The sequence below is a fragment of the Marivirga sp. genome (assembly GCF_051117495.1).
Lineage (GTDB): Bacteria > Bacteroidota > Bacteroidia > Cytophagales > Cyclobacteriaceae > Marivirga.
In genome coordinates, this window is the sequence record NZ_JBNPEF010000026.1 from 60584 (window position 1) to 76289 (window position 15706).

A 15706-nucleotide genomic window follows, 5' to 3' on the forward strand; every position below is an offset into this window, starting at 1 on the left:
CATCATTAATTTTTAACAATCTTTTCCACTATTCTCTTTCCGTTAGCATCAGTTATAATCATAAAGTAAATCCCAGATTTCCATGCTGACATATTGATGCTCTCCCCATTTTGGAAAGAGTTATTAAAATACAATTTCCGTCCACTAGCTGATATTATGCTTAATTCCTGAATACTTTCAGAAGATTCAAAATCAATAAATAAATTATTTTGAACCGGATTAGGATAAATATTAAGAAGTTGGTTTAAGGATGTTGTATTGTTCAAAACCATTGCATCAATAGTCATGCTTGCCGTACTAGTGCCGCAATCATTATAGGCGGTTAAGGTTACCTCAAAGGGCCCCTCATTATCATAAGTATAAACTGGATTTTTATCTGTAACTATTCCAGAGCCATCCCCAAAATCCCATTCAAACAAATTGGAATTTCTGGTCAAGTTTATAAATGTTATTTCTCCCTCATCTACCGAAACCGTAAAATCAGCTACAGGTAAGCATTTAGTTAAATTTAAATTATAAACGAATTCAGACGAACCACAATCATTTGTTGCAGTAAGTGTTACTTGATAATTCTCCGCATTTTCATAATTATGAATCGGATTTTCTTCTGTTGAAATATCGCTACCGTCACCAAAATCCCATTCATAACTGTTAGCCCCTTGCGTGCTATTTTCGAAAGTCACTTCCAAATCATTAATCGATGCCGTTAGGTTCGCACTTGGTAAACCGTCATAATAGTTAGAAAGATAGCTAGTTAAAGTCTCTCCATTTACTAAATTAATTTTGCATCTGAAACGCATTTGGGCCAAGCCCTCAAGCTCAGGATTTATAGTAAGCATAGAAGAATTTACCCCTGAAAAATCATTATTATTTGTTAAATTCTCAGGAACATCTCCATCCATTCGTTGCCATTGGTATTGACCGACTTCAAATTCTCCATCAACTTCTACAGTCAACACGGCTTCTTCTCCACAAGCATTAAAAACAGGTTGTTGAACAATTTTTTCTTCTATTGCTGGTTTTACCAGGAATAACCCATTATTAATATCACTGATGGCAATAACACCACTTTTGAAGTATGGATAGTTACTCCAACTACCACTGAAAGAAGTATTATCTCCTTGTGTATAAGTATCAAAATAAGCTACTTCACGCAAATCACCCTTGGCAATTCTTTTCCCATCTAACACTATCAAACCATTTGTGTAATTAGATTGATATATCAAGGAGCCTTTGGTATATAAATTATGGTCAATAGCCGTTCTTTCAGAAAAATATTGAGTTAGTAAAATGGGATTATCTAAATTTCTAACATCCCAAATCAAAGTCCTCGTATTTAGCCCACTATTTAACTCATCCAATTCATCATTTGAAATAAAATATTGATGATCTTCAGTCAACCACCCTTGATGAGAATAGGCGGATTGAGAATATCCTTTTTTCGAAATCAGTCTTGTATCTTCCTTGTCCTCCACATTGGCAATGGTCACGGTATTCTCATTTGCATTAAAACAAATCTCCATTCCTTGGTATTGCTGATCCGGGCCATTATAAATTACACATTGTGCATCATGTGTGTAGCCATCCGAATCAAAGCAACCCGCATATTTCGGGTTTTTAGGGTCTTGTATATTGACTATATGTAATCCACCCTGACCACAATTATTGCTTGCACCTCTAGCCCCTACAATATAGGCAAATCCTGTCTCTTGATTTATTACTATGTTATGGGCACTGGAAACCCCATTATATACAGCATCAGCGGAGAAAATTTCATCCGGATTATTAACGCCCCTGAGTCTTGTTAAATCAAAAACCTGCATACCGTGACCAGTATTGTTGTCTGCCACTATAAATGCATGATTATTATATACTTTTACATCCCTCCAAGAACTAGCATTTCCGGTTTGGCTAGGCAGTCTTCCGATAATATTAGGAGAAGTTGGACTGCTAATATCTACAAATACTGTCCCATTAGTCTGGCCCATTAAAACATATTCCTTTCCAGAGGAAGGATCCGTCCAGCCCCATATATCGTTTCCTTGAACCCCGCTTGTACCGGACAACTGGCCATTGCCTAGACTTGCCAAATATTCTATTTGGTTACAGTCATATCCAGCAGACTTACCATTTTCGCATGGCGTTTGTGCAAATGAATAATTAAAAATCAGACTTAATGTAAACAGTATGGAAATTCTTTTGGTCATGATAGTTTATTTATAATATTGATTTAATAATGTTCTGGCCGCTTGCACAGAATGCTTGTCTCCTTTTCTTACTTCTTCTTCAAATTTGCTTAAATTTTTCAATATTTCAGGACTTTTGTAGAAGTTTTGTTTTAAAAAATGATGAATGGTCTGATGCATCCAGTGGATTGCTTGTTCCTTCCGGTTTAAGTCAAAAAAACCGGATTGCTTTTGTTCTAATTGGTATTTCTCCAACAACTGTAAAATATCTTTTAAACCTTCACTTTTTAAGGCTGAACAGGTTTGAACTTCTGGTACCCAGCCATTTTCGTTTGCTGGGAATAAATGTAATGCGTTCTGATATTCCTTCTTTGCCTTTTTAGCTTTGTCAATATTATCTCCATCTGCTTTGTTAATGGCAATTGCATCGGCCATTTCCATTATCCCTTTCTTAATCCCCTGTAATTCATCTCCTGCACCTGCCAACATTAAAAGCAAAAAGAAATCAACCATATTTTTAACAGAGGTTTCTGATTGCCCTACCCCAACGGTTTCAACCAAAATAAAATCATAACCTGCCGCTTCGCAAAGCAACATCGTTTCCCTTGTTTTGTGAGCTACACCACCCAAAGCATCGCCAGATGGGGAAGGCCTAATAAATGCATCAACAGATCGGCTGAGTTTTTCCATGCGGGTTTTATCACCTAAAATACTACCTCCTGTTTTTTGACTAGAAGGATCTATGGTCAAAACCGCCAACTTTTTTCCATTTTTAAGAATTAGTTGACCAAATGCCTCGATAAAAGTACTTTTCCCGACACCGGGAACCCCTGTAATTCCTATTCTGAAAGATTTACCTGTGAATTCATAAACCTCATCTATTAATTGAGCTGCCAACTCATTGTCACTGTCTAGAGTACTTTCAACCAAGGTGATAGCCCTACTTAAACCTACCCTGTTTCCTGAAAGCACACCGGATTTATATTCTTCTAAAGATAATCTGTTTCTTCTTTTCAAACTGAATTGTATTTAAAGACCAAAAGTTAAGATGCAAATTGCCTAAAATATAATTTTTTTACATATAATTGTTAAATTCAATTAATTATTATAATTTTACTATTCAGATAAAAAATTTAACTATTTTAATATAGGATGAAGAAAAGCATATTCAAAAACATATGGATTGATTCAATCTTGGCAACTGCTTTTATTTTCGTTGTCATCTTTGGGTTATTCTCTTTAATCAATGTTTTTGATGCCATCGATCCGGTTGGTGAAGCCTTGGAAGATGTAGAATTCAATGACATAGTGTACTCAACATTAAGGGAAGATCCCCCAGCTGATGATAATATTGTGTTGGTCAACATAGCCAGATTACCACGAAGAATGATAGCCGAGCAAATCAGGATCATTAATAAGTACAATCCCAAGGTAATAGGACTAGATACCTTCTTTCCCTTTCCGAAAGGTGAGGCTCAAGACTCTGCACTTGTGAATGCATTACGAGAGGTTGATAATTTAGTAATGGCCACAAAGCTTGAAAAATATAATGAAGAAAACGTGGTAGATTCTTTAAAATTATCTGCAGAAAAATTTAGAATTCATGCAGAGGATTTTGGCTTTGCCAACTTAGTGACTGGAGAAGGAGTTAGCCAAGAAGACGTCAAGACTTGTCGCTCATTTGTTCCAAAAGAGTATTTATATGATAAGGATAGCACTCATTTGTTTTTTGCCCTAAAACTAGCACAATATTTGGCACCTGATAAGGTGGATCGATTTTTGGAGAGAGATAATGACACGGAATATATTAACTATAAAGGAAATGCAATGGGTAGTGATACTAATTTTGCCCCTACCTTTTTTGCGTTGGATGTACCGGATGTTTTTAATGAAAATTTCGTTCCTGAGTTAATAGAAGGAAAAATAGTAATATTTGGCATGTTGGGGGAATATTTTGGCGACCCCTATAATATTGAAGATAAATACTATACTCCTTTAAATGAGAAATATGCCGGTAGAGGTAAGCCAGACATGTATGGAGCGGTGATTCATGCCAATATCATTTCCATGGTGATGGACGAAGATTATGTTTACAAACTTGAAGAACACTATCAAATAATAATAGCTGTTTTGTTATGTTACCTAAATGTGGTGGCATTTATGTGGGTTTATTATGCACTTAAAAACTGGTATGATGGTATCACTAAAGTAGTTCAATTAATAGAATTGCTGTTAATACTATTAGCAATTATCTATAGTTATCATTTGTATAATGTAAATTTGGAATTGACCCTCGCAATGGGGGTAGTGGCAGTAGTCGGTGACTCCTTAGAAGTATATAATGGAGTAGTGAAGAATATGTTTACTAAAGAAGGTAGAAAAGAATTGTTTAGTGTAAGTAAAAGAAGAAAAGACAAAGTAGAAATCAATTAAATCAATTATTATGAAATCGTTAATCAAAATTTTAGTTGTTGCGTTATGGCTCGGAAATTATACGGCCAATGCGCAGGGTTATGTATTTAAGGTACTGGCCAACAAAGGCGATAATTCTGTAAAGATAGAAGGAGCAGATTGGACTAAGCTGAAAACCGGCCAGTCATTGAATTCTGGTGATGAGCTGAAATTATCAGAGGAAGCATATCTAGGTTTAATGCATAATTCAGGTAAAACTTTGGAAGTAAAGACCCCTGGGGCTCATACTGTATCAGGATTGGCCGCTAACTTAAAAAGCAAAAACACCAGTGTGGCCAGTAAATATGCTGATTTTGTGATGAACAAAATGAGCGAGGATGATGGCAGTGGAGATTACAGAAAAAGCCTAGGTGCTACTGGAGCAGTTGATAGGGCTTTGGCTAGTGGCGCTTCTATCAAAATCATGGCTTTAAGCTCAAGCGAAATCATCAATGATGAAGTAATCTTAAGATGGAACGAACCTAAGCAAGAAGGTGAAATTGAGGATTTAACTTATGAATTGACCTTCAGCAACTTGTTCGATGAAACCATAGCAACCGAAACAGTGGATAAAACCTCCTATTTATTGGATAGAAGCAAAGAACCATTTGCGGGTCAGAACTTCATCAAAGTAAAAGTACAGGTTAAAGGCGAAGACCTAAAATCTGATGATTATGCTATCACTATTAAGCCAGAAGAAGAAACTGCTGAAATTAAAGAAACATTAGAGCAATTGAAAAGCGAAATTGAAGGTGAGTCAGCTATGGACAAATTAGTAATGGCTGCTTTTTATGAAGATAATGATTTGCTTTTAGATGCTTTAACAGCTTATGAACAAGCCATCCAAATGGCACCCAATGTTCCAGTTTTTGAAAAAGCTTATGAAGACTTCTTAATCAGAAATGGATTTACAAACTAAATAGAGCCTATTTGGTAATAATTAGAGGGACTATTATAGTATTGTGGATATTCAGTGCCAAATCGCACTGATTAGCACGATTAAATTAGAGATAAAAACCAAAACTAAACTAAAAAAGGAAGCCTAAAAAGCTTCCTTTTTTTTATGCCAATAATTCCATATCTCTAATGAGGATTTTTCTTCTATCGAAGTTGATGATGTTTTTCTCTCTCAGTTCATTTAAGATAGTGGTAACAGTTTGCCGAGAAGTACCCGTCAAAGCGGCTATATCTTTATGGGTTAAATGACTGGGAATCATCATTTCAAAACCGATTTTTTTTCCTTTTTCATTCGCCTCATCTCGAAGGAACTCTACAATACGAGTGCGAGCATCTTTAAAAACTAAAGACTCTAATCTCCTTTCCGTTTTACGCAAACGCAGTCCAATCAATTTCATCATTTTAAAACTTAAAGGCTGGTTGTTGGCCATCAAATTTTTCATGTCATCCAATGTCATGGAGCAAACAATAGTTCCTGCATCCATGGCCTGAGCAAAATCCTGCCTTTTATCCTCTCCCGTCAAAGCTAATTCACCAAAAATCTCACCTTTGCTTAAAATCGCTTTAACTGATTCTTTTCCATCTTCCAAATAAGAGCCAATTTTTATCCTTCCCTCCGCTATCATATAAATATAATTAGAAGAATCTTCCGGGAAATAAACAAACTCTTCCTTCTTAAACTTAGTCATGGGATGATCGTCTTCTATCCCTTCAATTTTATGTGGGCAAAGTAAATTGAATAAATCAACATTTTCGAAATACCATAGTTGAGTAGAATCTGCCATATTATTTGGAGTTAGGAATTGTAATAATTGTTACTAAATCTAATTTTATACTTTACGGAACTAAACAAAAATAAGTTCATAATCATTACTTTTGCAGCAGGATAAAATATTCCTACTTCAAAAAATTGAAATCCTAATTAACAAAATATGTATTTATATATTAAGTCTTTGCATATCATTTTTGTAGTCACATGGTTTGCAGGATTATTTTATATCGTTAGGCTTTTTATTTATCAAACTGAAGCACTCCAGAAATCTGAACCTGAAAAGGGGATACTTCATGCCCAGTTAAGCAAAATGTCGCGCTTATTGTGGAATGTTATTACATGGCCCTCGGCTATCATTACGCTGATTTTAGCCACAACTTTATTGATATTACAGCCTGCTTGGTTAAAACAGCCTTTCATGCATATCAAATTGGCATTTGTATTCCTACTTTACCTTTATCATTTCTCTTGTCATTATATTTATAAAAAACTCCAAAAAGGAATTGTAAAATACAGCTCAACTCAGTTAAGAATTTGGAATGAAGTAGCAACCCTTTTTCTGGTTGCCGTAGTATTCTTAATAGTACTCAAAAATGAACTCAATTGGATTTGGGGCACCATAGGTTTTATAGCTTTTGGGGTGGTCTTAATGATTGCCATCAAAATTTATAAATCATTAAGAAAGAGAAATAATTAGTAATGAATAATTTATAATTATCAAAAATGAAAATATTAAAATCAAGTATTCTTTTTACTTTAATAAGCTTAATGCTAACAGCTTGTGGATTAGAAAACCAAAAAAATAAAAAAGCTGAATTTCCTGTATTGGGAAGAAAGCAGTACGTAGAAAAAGTTGTAGATGGCCAAACAGTAACCGACACAGTTGACCATACGATTCCAGATTATAAATTAGTTAATCAGGACAGCAATTGGGTAACTCCTGAAACCTTTGAAGGAAAAGTTTATGTAGCTGATTTCTTTTTTACTTCATGCCCAACCATTTGCCCGACCATGAAAAAGGAAATGCTACGGGTATATGAAGCCTATAAAGATAATGATGAAGTGGGTATTATTTCCCATACCATCGATCCTGAATATGATACCGTGGCTTTATTGAAAGATTTTGCCGAAAAGCTGGATGTACAAGCCCCAAAATGGCATTTTGTTACCGGTGAAAAAGAGGATATTTACGAACTCGGTCAAAAAGGCTATATGGTAACAGCTATGGAGGATGAAAATGAAGCGGGTGGTTATCTTCATAGCGGTGCTTTTGTTTTGGTTGATAAAGAAAGAAAAATCAGAGGGGTATATGATGGGACACGCTCTGAAGAAGTTGATAAATTAATCACAGATATTGAATTATTACTGGCTACTTATGAAGAGTAAATCAACATTCTTTTCAATGGTAATTCTAAGTATGGTACTTTTTTCCTGTGGCCGATACGAGGAGTTTAAAAATTCCGCAACCGAAAACTATTCCAACGAGAAATTACAGAAGTATGCCAAGTATATGATACAAGGCAAACAACTTTACACGACCCACTGTAGTAATTGTCATCAAGAGAAGGGAGATGGGTTAGGCAAACTATTTCCTCCTTTGGCTAAATCCGATTATATGCTGGAAGATATCCCACGGACTATATGTGCTATAAAAAATGGACTAAAAGGAGAAATTAAAGTTAATGGTAAAACTTACAATCAGGCAATGCCTGCATTAGACCGATTAACGAATTTAGAAATAGCTGAAATTTCAACCTACATCTACAATAGCTGGGGAAATGAGACAGGGATGATTGAGTTGGAAACAGTTGAAGAATCACTCTCCAACTGTCCATAAAATTATTTCAAATATTCTTCCGCCTCAGCAATACTTTGCTTCATTTTATCGCTTACTTCTGAAATGGAAGACTTTTGATTTTTGAGATATTCAATTTTTTCTGCATCTGACATGCCTTCCATCCTTGGGTCATAATTCCGCATCCAATTCATCATGGCTTTATCCGATTCTTCCAACGCAATTATCAAATTCTGAATGTTTCCTTGCTCATTTTCATTGGCCGAATCCTGCTTAATTTTAAGCGATTTTTTCAATTTCATGATATCATCCATTTTAGGCATGACTTCATCATGAATGGCAATGGTTTCGGTTTTCAATTTCTCAACTTCTTTCTCCTTTGATTCGCAACTTAAAGCGATTACAGCAAATAATATTAAACTTACTTTCGATAAAATTTTCATGTTGGTGTTAAATGATTTAACTCAAAAAACGAAAAGTAATAAAGGAAGTTCTGAGAATTTAAATTAACCCTAGTTTGTCAAGTTGGCACTGATGCTACCGATTTGTGTCTTCACAAATCGAACTTGTAGCCATTTAGAGCTGTGAAGACACATCTCTTGGCAATAATTGAGGAATATGAAAAAGTAGAATTAAGGCAGGGTTTTATAAAAAATAGTTTTATTTTCCTCCGAGCTGTAAATGTAGCAATTGGGAAATTTATACAAATAACTACAAACTGCTAAATCCTTCATAGCGTAAAGAGCATGAAAAAATGAAAGGGAAAGTAGTGCAAAAAGCCAAACTCCGCTTGTGAAAAAAGCAATAACTAATGGAAGTAGTGAGAAAACAAAAAATGTGAAACCACATATCAAATAATATTTCTTTTTACTTAAAACGAAATCATTAGCTTGGATATTGAAACGAAAAAGATTCCAATTCCATCTAATTTTAATTGCCTTGGCCCCATAGAATTTAAAGGATACAGCATGCAAGAGCTCATGTAAAACAGGACTAATCAAAAGTGAAACCAAAAGTCCTCCAGTTAATCCTACTATCCAAATTCTATGATCAACGCTTAGCAACCCGTTACTTAAGAAAATGTAAATGGCTAGCAAAAAGCCTAAAAACAGATAAGACCAATATAACCTGGTAATGCGGTTCTTCCTTCGAATAAAAGTGGTGATAAACAATAGCCATTCGGAGCTGTCCATAATGGATAACACGTTCTTATACTGGCTCTTGTTTTTTAATAATTCTGGACTCATTTACACATAAATGTACGTGAAAATTTGCCCGAAGATTAAAGGAGTGTGTTAAGCTTTAATGAATTTTATATGTAATTGCATACAAAAAAAACAGCTATTGATATACAGCTGTTTTTTCTCACTTTTTGACTTCATTAAAATCAAAAAATCATGTTTATTTCTTTTCTTTTACAGGCTTCTCTTCTAAATCCTCCCCGTTGATTTTTGCCCTGATTTTGGTTTCCAATTCTTCCATCAATTCAGGGTTATCTAAAATTAAAGATTTCACGGAATCTCTTCCTTGTCCCAATTTGTTATCCATATAAGAGAACCAAGAACCTGCTTTCTTAATTACGTCTAACTCTACCCCTAAATCAATGATCTCCCCTACTTTGGAAATTCCTTCTCCATACATAATATCAAATTCAACTACTTTAAATGGAGGAGCTACTTTATTTTTTACCACTTTCACTTTCACGCGGTTACCCGTAATATTGTCTGGTCCTTCTTTAATACTCCCAATTCTCCTAATATCCAATCGAACAGATGCGTAGAATTTTAGTGCATTACCACCGGTTGTGGTCTCAGGGTTACCGAACATAACCCCTATTTTTTCCCTTAATTGGTTAATAAAAATACAAGAACAACCGGTTTTACTAATGGCTCCCGTTAATTTTCTTAGAGCCTGAGACATTAAGCGAGCTTGAAGTCCCATTTTGCTGTCTCCCATTTCCCCTTCTAATTCTCCTTTAGGGACTAAAGCGGCAACGGAATCAATCACTACTATATCTAGGGCACCTGAACGAATTAAATGCTCTGCAATCTCCAGTGCCTGTTCACCACTATCAGGCTGAGAAATCAATAAGTTTTCAGTATCTATCCCTAGTTTTTCTGCATAAGTCTTATCAAAAGCATGCTCGGCATCAATAATGGCGGCCATTCCACCAGCCTTTTGGGCTTCGGCAATACAGTGCATGGCCAAAGTAGTTTTACCTGAAGATTCTGGGCCATATACTTCAATCACTCTTCCTCTAGGAATACCGCCAATACCCAATGCAATATCTAAACCTAAAGATCCGGTATGAATGGAAGGAACATCCACCACCTTTTCATCACTTAACTTCATTACGGAACCTTTCCCGTAAGTTTTATCCAATTTATCAATTGTTAGTTGTAATGCTTTTAATTTTTCACTTTTTTCGCTCATCTTTAATTTTTTGTATAGGGCTTATTTGTAAATTGCTGCATCGAATTTAGCAGGAAAAGAATCAATTGCCAAATGCTTTAGCCTTGCTTTACAACTAAATTTTATGCGAAATAAATTTATTGCTGTTTTCATCATAATTTTAACATTTTTTGTTACACCCTTGATGGCTCAATTAGATAATTCTGGATTCGAACAAAAAATCGAAAAAGACAGTACCATTGAGGATCCTTTCAGCTTTTCTTTAAGAGTATTGTCTTTTAATAAAAATAATGAATACTTTAATAGAATTGTCAAAGGATATACATTGTTCGGTACTCGGTTTATTCCAAGTATAGGTTACCAACTTAGTGATCAGGTAAATATTCAGGCCGGTGTATTTCTGCAAAAAGATTTCGGGAATAACAATCTGACCTATTCCATCCCTTATTTTAGTATTTTATATGATTGGAATAACAGCCAGTTAATTTTTGGGAATTATAACGGCTCCATCCATCATAGAATGCTGGAACCCTTGGAAGATTTCGAAAGATTATTAGTTGATGCGCCTGAAAATGGTTTACAATATCTGTACAATACAAAACGGGTGTTTTTTGATGCTTGGATCAACTGGGAAAAAATGATTTATCAGAATTCCCCTTTTAAGGAAGAAGTTTCAGGTGGAATAGTAAGTCAATACGATCTTCTTCGAAAGAATGGAAATACCGCCACTCTGCACTACCAATTTAAGGGCTATCATCGTGCCGGTCAAATTGATGCGCTGAGAGGACAACCTCTGGTTACACGGTTTAACAATGCAATCGGTGCTTCTTATCATAAAAATTTTAAAACTGGTTTTATTACAGGTCAAAAATTAGAAGGCTATTTTCTACATTTTATTGATGATAGTCGGCAGTTCAGATTACCTTATACAGAAGGCTACGCTTATTACCTTAATGGCACGCTGGAAACTAAAATAGGGGATTTCATGCTGAGCTATTGGCAAGGTGATCATTTTTATTCCTACAAAGGGGGTAGGTTATACCAATCCTACACCACAGATCCTAACTCTAGGTTTTTTGAAGACGAAAGAAAATTATTAATCCTTAGGGTAATGAATGAATTTCATATTGGGGAATCCTCTACCCTTTTATTAAGGTTTGAGCCTTATTGGGACTTCAACAACCAATTATTTGAATTTTCTCACGCCATTTATTTTAATATCTTCAAGACTATTCCAATCAAAAACAAAAAGTGAAATCCATATTCAGGAAAATATTATTACTCATTATTACAATTATCATGATTTTTGTGGTGATAAAGTGGGATTTAATCCAATATGGTTGGCAACAGGCGAAAGGACAATTTTCCATTATGTTTCATGCTGAACCATTGGATTATTATTTAGAAAGCCCCTCTTTTCCAGATTCATTAAAACAAAGAATTACGCTGGTCAAGGAAGTCAAAAAGTTTGCGCAAAGCGAGTTAGGCTTTGACTCAGAAGATCAGTATAAAAAAATGTTTGACCAGCATGGCAAAGAATTGATGTGGGTAGTAACAGCTGCCTATCCTTATCAATTGGAAAGTTATGAATGGAAGTTTCCAATATTAGGTAAAGTGGCGTATAAAGGATTTTTCGTAAAGAAAGAAGCCTTAAAGTTAGAGCAAGAATTGAAAACCAAAGGCTTTGATGTAAGATTACGAACTGCAAGCGCTTGGTCAACCTTGGGTTGGTTAAACGACCCTTTGCTAAGTAATGTACTAAACTATAGTAGCGGAAGATTAGCTGAATTGATTTTCCATGAATTAACTCATGATGAAATCTTCATAAAAGACAGCGTGGATTTCAACGAGAATCTAGCTTCTTTTTTTGGGCAAGAATTCACAAAAATGTTTTTCGAAAAACAAAATGGGAAATTTGAAACTGAATATGAATCCTATTTAAACCAATTGGAGGATCGGCATCAGTTAAACCAATTTATAAGAGATTATTTACCAAAGTTCGATAGTTTATATAAAAGAATTGAAGGACTAAGTACCACTGAAAAAGAAAATAGGAAATATTATTTTATGGAAATGTTTAAAAGAAAATTAAGACAAATAAACTTTAAAAACTCAAAATATACAGAGTTTTTGAATAGTGAAGTTGAAGTCAATAATGCTTTTCTACTTTCATACAAACGTTATTCTGGTCATCAGCAATTATTAGAACAAGAATTGGAAACCCAATTTGAAAGGGACATTTTAAAAATGTTGGATTTCTACCAAAAAAACTTCAATTCTTTGTAATGCATGTATCCTTAAGTTTAATTGGATATTAAGAAATTGTTATTACCATTTTAATCGCTTAATTTATAAATATTTTTATCGAATTTAGCCTAAAATAAAAAATACAATTAACCATGGGAAACAAGCAAAGCCATAAAGTGCTTGTCGTTGATGATGAATCAGACATTCTTGAGCTATTGGAGTACAACCTCACTAAAGAAGGCTATGAGGTAAAAACAGCTCAGGATGGAAAAACGGCAGTTGAAAAAGCTCAAAAATTCCAGCCACATCTCATTCTTTTGGATATTATGATGCCCAACCAGGATGGAGTGGAAACTTGTCGCCAGTTAAGAGAAACACCAGAAGCTGCCAACGCATTTATAATTTTCCTGACGGCACGGTCTGAAGAATATTCAGAAGTCGCAGCATTTGAAAATGGTGCCGATGATTATATTACCAAGCCCATAAAGCCTCGCGCCTTGATGAGCCGTATCAATGCATATTTCAGGCGTGATGTCAAAAAGCAGAAAGACAGTAATAAAATTACCATTGGTAAATTAATGATAGACAGAACCAGCTATACAGTAACTGTGGACGGCAAACAAGTATCCTTACCCAAAAAAGAATTTGAACTATTATATTTTTTGGCTCAAAACCCCAACAAAGTCTTTAATAGAGATGATTTGTTGCAAAATATCTGGGGTTCGGACGTATATGTTTTAGCTAGGACTGTGGATGTTCACGTACGAAAAGTCCGAGAGAAAGTAGGAGATGGTTATATTTCTACCGTAAAAGGTGTTGGTTATAAGTTTGATATGGAATAAATTTGCTTTATGCTTTTTAATTCCAGAGGGGTTTCCATTTTATTGGCACTGTCAATTGGCATAGTTACGACTGCCTTCCTTAGTTTACTTGAAGGAATAAGTAACACAGCACTCATATTGACCTTTATTTTAGCCTCGTCTTCCTCCTACTTATTAATCAGCATTGTGTTGGAATTTCTCTTTTTTAAGGAAATCAATAAACTATACGAGGTATTCAACAAGCTAGGGGAAAAAGATTACTCCTTTGTAAATGATATGGAGACCCAAAAATCATTCAACCCCCTAAGAAAAATCAATCAGGAAATATTCAGCTATGCCGCCAATAAACAACAGGAAATTGATGAGTTGAAAAGAATGGCTACTTATAGGCGCGAATTTCTGGCCGATGTTTCCCATGAATTAAAAACCCCCATTTTTGCCGCGCAAGGATTTGTTTACACTTTACTGGATGGTGCTGTGAAAGACAAGAAAGTTAGGGGTAAATTCCTGAAAAAAGCTGCCAAAAGCTTAGACGGATTGGAGATGTTAGTAAATGATCTGCTCACACTTTCGCATATAGAAGCCGGGGAAATCAAGATGCATTTTGAAGAAATAGATTTATTGGCCTTAGTAGAAGATGTATTTGACCAATTTGAAGGTAAAGTTGACAAGAAAAATATTGACCTGCAATTTGATAAAACCTACGAGCCTCCCATCAAGGTAATTGCTGATTACCAACGCATTTATCAAGTAATTGTGAATTTGATATCAAATGCCATCAAATATTCCGATGAAAATACCGAAATTGTGGTCGGCTTTGAAATAACGGAAAAAGACGTGACCATCGCCATACAAGATCATGGTGCCGGAATTTCTCCTGAACATATTAAAAGGATATTCGAAAGATTTTACCGGATTGATAAAAGTAGATCAAAAGAAAGAGGCGGCACTGGCTTAGGCTTGGCTATTGTGAAACATATTATTGAGGCTCATGGATCATCCGTCTCAGTTACAAGCACAGTAGGCAAGGGGTCGTTATTCAGCTTTAAACTTCCGGTTAAAAAGGCACCTGAACCTTTAGTGTCTATAATGGAAGATGACTCGGAGGCAGAGTAAAACAACCGGGTAAATTTAAATCATTCTCATATAAATATCGATGAGGCATTATTAAAATTAAAATGTATTATAAATCATTAAAACCTTTGATTATAAAAGAGTCAGAGGATTATATTTTTATCAATAAACCACCATTTGTTTCTACTTTGGCAGACAGAAACGATACAGTGACTATATTATCATTAGTAAAAAAATATAATGAAGATTACCAAATCTGTCATCGACTGGACAAAGAAACATCAGGGGTTTTATTGGTAGCTAAAAATGCTGAAGCCTATAGAAACGCCTCTATCCAATTTGAACATCGGCAAGTTGACAAAACTTATGTTGCTATTGTGGACGGTTTACATCAATTTCAGGAAGAGACAGTGAATCTACCTTTACATACTACGGCCTCAGGGTATGTAAAAATTTCACACAGACAGGGCAAGAATGCTAAAACGATTTTTAATACAATAAAAACTTTTAAAAAACATTCATTGGTATCCTGTAAGCCAGAAACAGGTAGAATGCATCAAATAAGGGTACATTTAGCTTCTTTAAACGCATCTATTACGGGAGATGAAACCTATGGAGGTCAACCACTATTTCTTTCCTCCGTCAAAAAGAAATTCAATAAAGGGAAAGACGAAGAAGAACAACCCATAATCAAAAGATTTGCGCTACATGCCCAAATTTTAAGCTTAACGGATATAAAAGGAAAGTTCATTTCAGCTGAAGCCCCATATCCAAAAGATATAGAAGTGGCCTTGAAACAATTAGAGAAAACAAAGTAATTGTCTATCAATACGGTAAAATAACAAATATATAAATCAACAATGACTAATTCATTGTGATTTTTTTCGTAGGATGTTGTTTTTCAATTAATAAGCATCTATCTTTGTGTCCCTTTTAGCGGATAGTTCGCCCGATCATAAACGTTTACTATCTGTAAAAAGCTAATTAATAA

General features: G+C 35.0%; 16 protein-coding genes. 10 read left to right on the plus strand and 6 right to left on the minus strand.

Features of this window, described 5'->3' with window-relative positions; translation table 11 throughout:
* Nucleotides 1–5: 5 nt before the first annotated feature.
* Both ACFE0M_RS13685 and meaB read right to left on the minus strand, forming a co-directional pair.
* Nucleotides 6–2207: a choice-of-anchor B family protein gene (locus ACFE0M_RS13685; protein WP_434546339.1), complete on the minus strand. Its 2202-nt coding sequence runs from the start codon at nucleotides 2205–2207 to the stop codon at nucleotides 6–8.
* 6 nt (nucleotides 2208–2213) lie between these two features.
* The gene (gene meaB, locus ACFE0M_RS13690; protein WP_434546340.1) at nucleotides 2214–3203 is read right to left on the minus strand and encodes a methylmalonyl Co-A mutase-associated GTPase MeaB; all 990 of its coding nucleotides are present in this window, start codon (nucleotides 3201–3203) and stop codon (nucleotides 2214–2216) included.
* A gap of 135 nt (nucleotides 3204–3338) precedes the next feature.
* On the opposite strand from meaB, the gene ACFE0M_RS13695 reads away from it, so the two are divergent.
* Both ACFE0M_RS13695 and ACFE0M_RS13700 read left to right on the plus strand, forming a co-directional pair.
* Entirely contained in the window at nucleotides 3339–4619 is a 1281-nt protein-coding gene (locus tag ACFE0M_RS13695; RefSeq protein ID WP_434546341.1) for a CHASE2 domain-containing protein, read from the plus strand.
* Nucleotides 4620–4629: 10 nt separating this feature from the next.
* Entirely contained in the window at nucleotides 4630–5556 is a 927-nt protein-coding gene (locus ACFE0M_RS13700; protein ID WP_434546342.1) for a hypothetical protein, read from the plus strand.
* 142 nt (nucleotides 5557–5698) lie between these two features.
* Here the strand turns inward: ACFE0M_RS13700 and ACFE0M_RS13705 are convergent, their stop codons facing one another.
* Nucleotides 5699–6379 carry a Crp/Fnr family transcriptional regulator gene (locus ACFE0M_RS13705; protein ID WP_434546343.1) on the minus strand — a complete coding sequence of 227 codons (681 nt, stop codon included), beginning with the start codon at nucleotides 6377–6379 and terminating at the stop codon, nucleotides 5699–5701.
* A gap of 147 nt (nucleotides 6380–6526) precedes the next feature.
* Between ACFE0M_RS13705 and ACFE0M_RS13710 the strand changes: the two genes are divergently transcribed.
* From ACFE0M_RS13710 to ACFE0M_RS13720, 3 genes are read left to right on the plus strand one after another with little or no spacing between them, the layout of a single operon-like run.
* On the plus strand, nucleotides 6527–7063 hold the full coding sequence (locus tag ACFE0M_RS13710; protein WP_434546344.1) for a CopD family protein: 537 nt from the start codon (nucleotides 6527–6529) through the stop codon (nucleotides 7061–7063).
* Between the two features lie 26 nt (nucleotides 7064–7089).
* A complete protein-coding gene (locus ACFE0M_RS13715) occupies nucleotides 7090–7752 on the plus strand; it encodes an SCO family protein (RefSeq protein ID WP_434546345.1) in 663 nt (220 codons plus the stop codon).
* Nucleotides 7742–8203 (plus strand): c-type cytochrome, encoded by a 462-nt coding sequence (locus ACFE0M_RS13720; protein WP_434546346.1) that lies wholly within the window; start codon nucleotides 7742–7744, stop codon nucleotides 8201–8203. The genes ACFE0M_RS13715 and ACFE0M_RS13720 overlap by 11 nt, the downstream gene beginning before the upstream one ends.
* A 2-nt stretch (nucleotides 8204–8205) precedes the next feature.
* On the opposite strand, the gene ACFE0M_RS13725 is transcribed toward ACFE0M_RS13720, so the two are convergent.
* The 3 genes from ACFE0M_RS13725 to recA all read right to left on the minus strand — a co-directional run bounded on the left by ACFE0M_RS13725 (nucleotide 8206) and on the right by recA (nucleotide 10594).
* Nucleotides 8206–8604, minus strand: coding sequence for a hypothetical protein (locus tag ACFE0M_RS13725; protein WP_434546347.1), 399 nt, complete (start codon nucleotides 8602–8604; stop codon nucleotides 8206–8208).
* A gap of 189 nt (nucleotides 8605–8793) precedes the next feature.
* Nucleotides 8794–9408 (minus strand): DUF3267 domain-containing protein, encoded by a 615-nt coding sequence (locus ACFE0M_RS13730; protein WP_434546348.1) that lies wholly within the window; start codon nucleotides 9406–9408, stop codon nucleotides 8794–8796.
* Nucleotides 9409–9562: 154 nt separating this feature from the next.
* A complete protein-coding gene (recA, locus tag ACFE0M_RS13735; protein WP_434546349.1) occupies nucleotides 9563–10594 on the minus strand; it encodes a recombinase RecA in 1032 nt (343 codons plus the stop codon).
* 103 nt (nucleotides 10595–10697) lie between these two features.
* On the opposite strand from recA, the gene ACFE0M_RS13740 reads away from it, so the two are divergent.
* The 5 genes from ACFE0M_RS13740 (at nucleotide 10698) to ACFE0M_RS13760 (ending at nucleotide 15533) form a co-directional block, all read left to right on the plus strand.
* Nucleotides 10698–11828 (plus strand): hypothetical protein, encoded by a 1131-nt coding sequence (locus ACFE0M_RS13740; RefSeq protein WP_434546350.1) that lies wholly within the window; start codon nucleotides 10698–10700, stop codon nucleotides 11826–11828.
* Nucleotides 11825–12859 (plus strand): aminopeptidase, encoded by a 1035-nt coding sequence (locus ACFE0M_RS13745; protein WP_434546351.1) that lies wholly within the window; start codon nucleotides 11825–11827, stop codon nucleotides 12857–12859. Before ACFE0M_RS13740 ends, ACFE0M_RS13745 begins: the two co-directional genes overlap by 4 nt.
* Nucleotides 12860–12972: 113 nt before the next feature.
* On the plus strand, nucleotides 12973–13662 hold the full coding sequence (locus ACFE0M_RS13750) for a response regulator transcription factor (protein WP_434546352.1): 690 nt from the start codon (nucleotides 12973–12975) through the stop codon (nucleotides 13660–13662).
* Between the two features lie 9 nt (nucleotides 13663–13671).
* Nucleotides 13672–14757: a sensor histidine kinase gene (locus ACFE0M_RS13755; protein ID WP_434546353.1), complete on the plus strand. Its 1086-nt coding sequence runs from the start codon at nucleotides 13672–13674 to the stop codon at nucleotides 14755–14757.
* A gap of 62 nt (nucleotides 14758–14819) precedes the next feature.
* Nucleotides 14820–15533 carry an RluA family pseudouridine synthase gene (locus ACFE0M_RS13760; protein WP_434546354.1) on the plus strand — a complete coding sequence of 238 codons (714 nt, stop codon included), beginning with the start codon at nucleotides 14820–14822 and terminating at the stop codon, nucleotides 15531–15533.
* Nucleotides 15534–15706 lie beyond the last annotated feature (173 nt).

Bases quoted from the DNA above. Each gene is read 5' to 3' on its own strand.
- ACFE0M_RS13725 (WP_434546347.1), bottom strand. From the start codon at position 8,604: ATGAAAATTTTATCGAAAGTAAGTTTAATATTATTTGCTGTAATCGCT.
- ACFE0M_RS13685 (WP_434546339.1), bottom strand. From the start codon at position 2,207: ATGACCAAAAGAATTTCCATACTGTTTACATTAAGTCTGATTTTTAAT.
- ACFE0M_RS13750 (WP_434546352.1), top strand. From the start codon at position 12,973: ATGGGAAACAAGCAAAGCCATAAAGTGCTTGTCGTTGATGATGAATCA.
- ACFE0M_RS13705 (WP_434546343.1), bottom strand. From the start codon at position 6,379: ATGGCAGATTCTACTCAACTATGGTATTTCGAAAATGTTGATTTATTC.
- ACFE0M_RS13720 (WP_434546346.1), top strand. From the start codon at position 7,742: ATGAAGAGTAAATCAACATTCTTTTCAATGGTAATTCTAAGTATGGTA.
- ACFE0M_RS13740 (WP_434546350.1), top strand. From the start codon at position 10,698: ATGCGAAATAAATTTATTGCTGTTTTCATCATAATTTTAACATTTTTT.
- ACFE0M_RS13710 (WP_434546344.1), top strand. From the start codon at position 6,527: ATGTATTTATATATTAAGTCTTTGCATATCATTTTTGTAGTCACATGG.
- ACFE0M_RS13695 (WP_434546341.1), top strand. From the start codon at position 3,339: ATGAAGAAAAGCATATTCAAAAACATATGGATTGATTCAATCTTGGCA.
- ACFE0M_RS13715 (WP_434546345.1), top strand. From the start codon at position 7,090: ATGAAAATATTAAAATCAAGTATTCTTTTTACTTTAATAAGCTTAATG.
- ACFE0M_RS13760 (WP_434546354.1), top strand. From the start codon at position 14,820: ATGTATTATAAATCATTAAAACCTTTGATTATAAAAGAGTCAGAGGAT.
- ACFE0M_RS13700 (WP_434546342.1), top strand. From the start codon at position 4,630: ATGAAATCGTTAATCAAAATTTTAGTTGTTGCGTTATGGCTCGGAAAT.
- ACFE0M_RS13755 (WP_434546353.1), top strand. From the start codon at position 13,672: ATGCTTTTTAATTCCAGAGGGGTTTCCATTTTATTGGCACTGTCAATT.
- ACFE0M_RS13730 (WP_434546348.1), bottom strand. From the start codon at position 9,408: ATGAGTCCAGAATTATTAAAAAACAAGAGCCAGTATAAGAACGTGTTA.
- recA (WP_434546349.1), bottom strand. From the start codon at position 10,594: ATGAGCGAAAAAAGTGAAAAATTAAAAGCATTACAACTAACAATTGAT.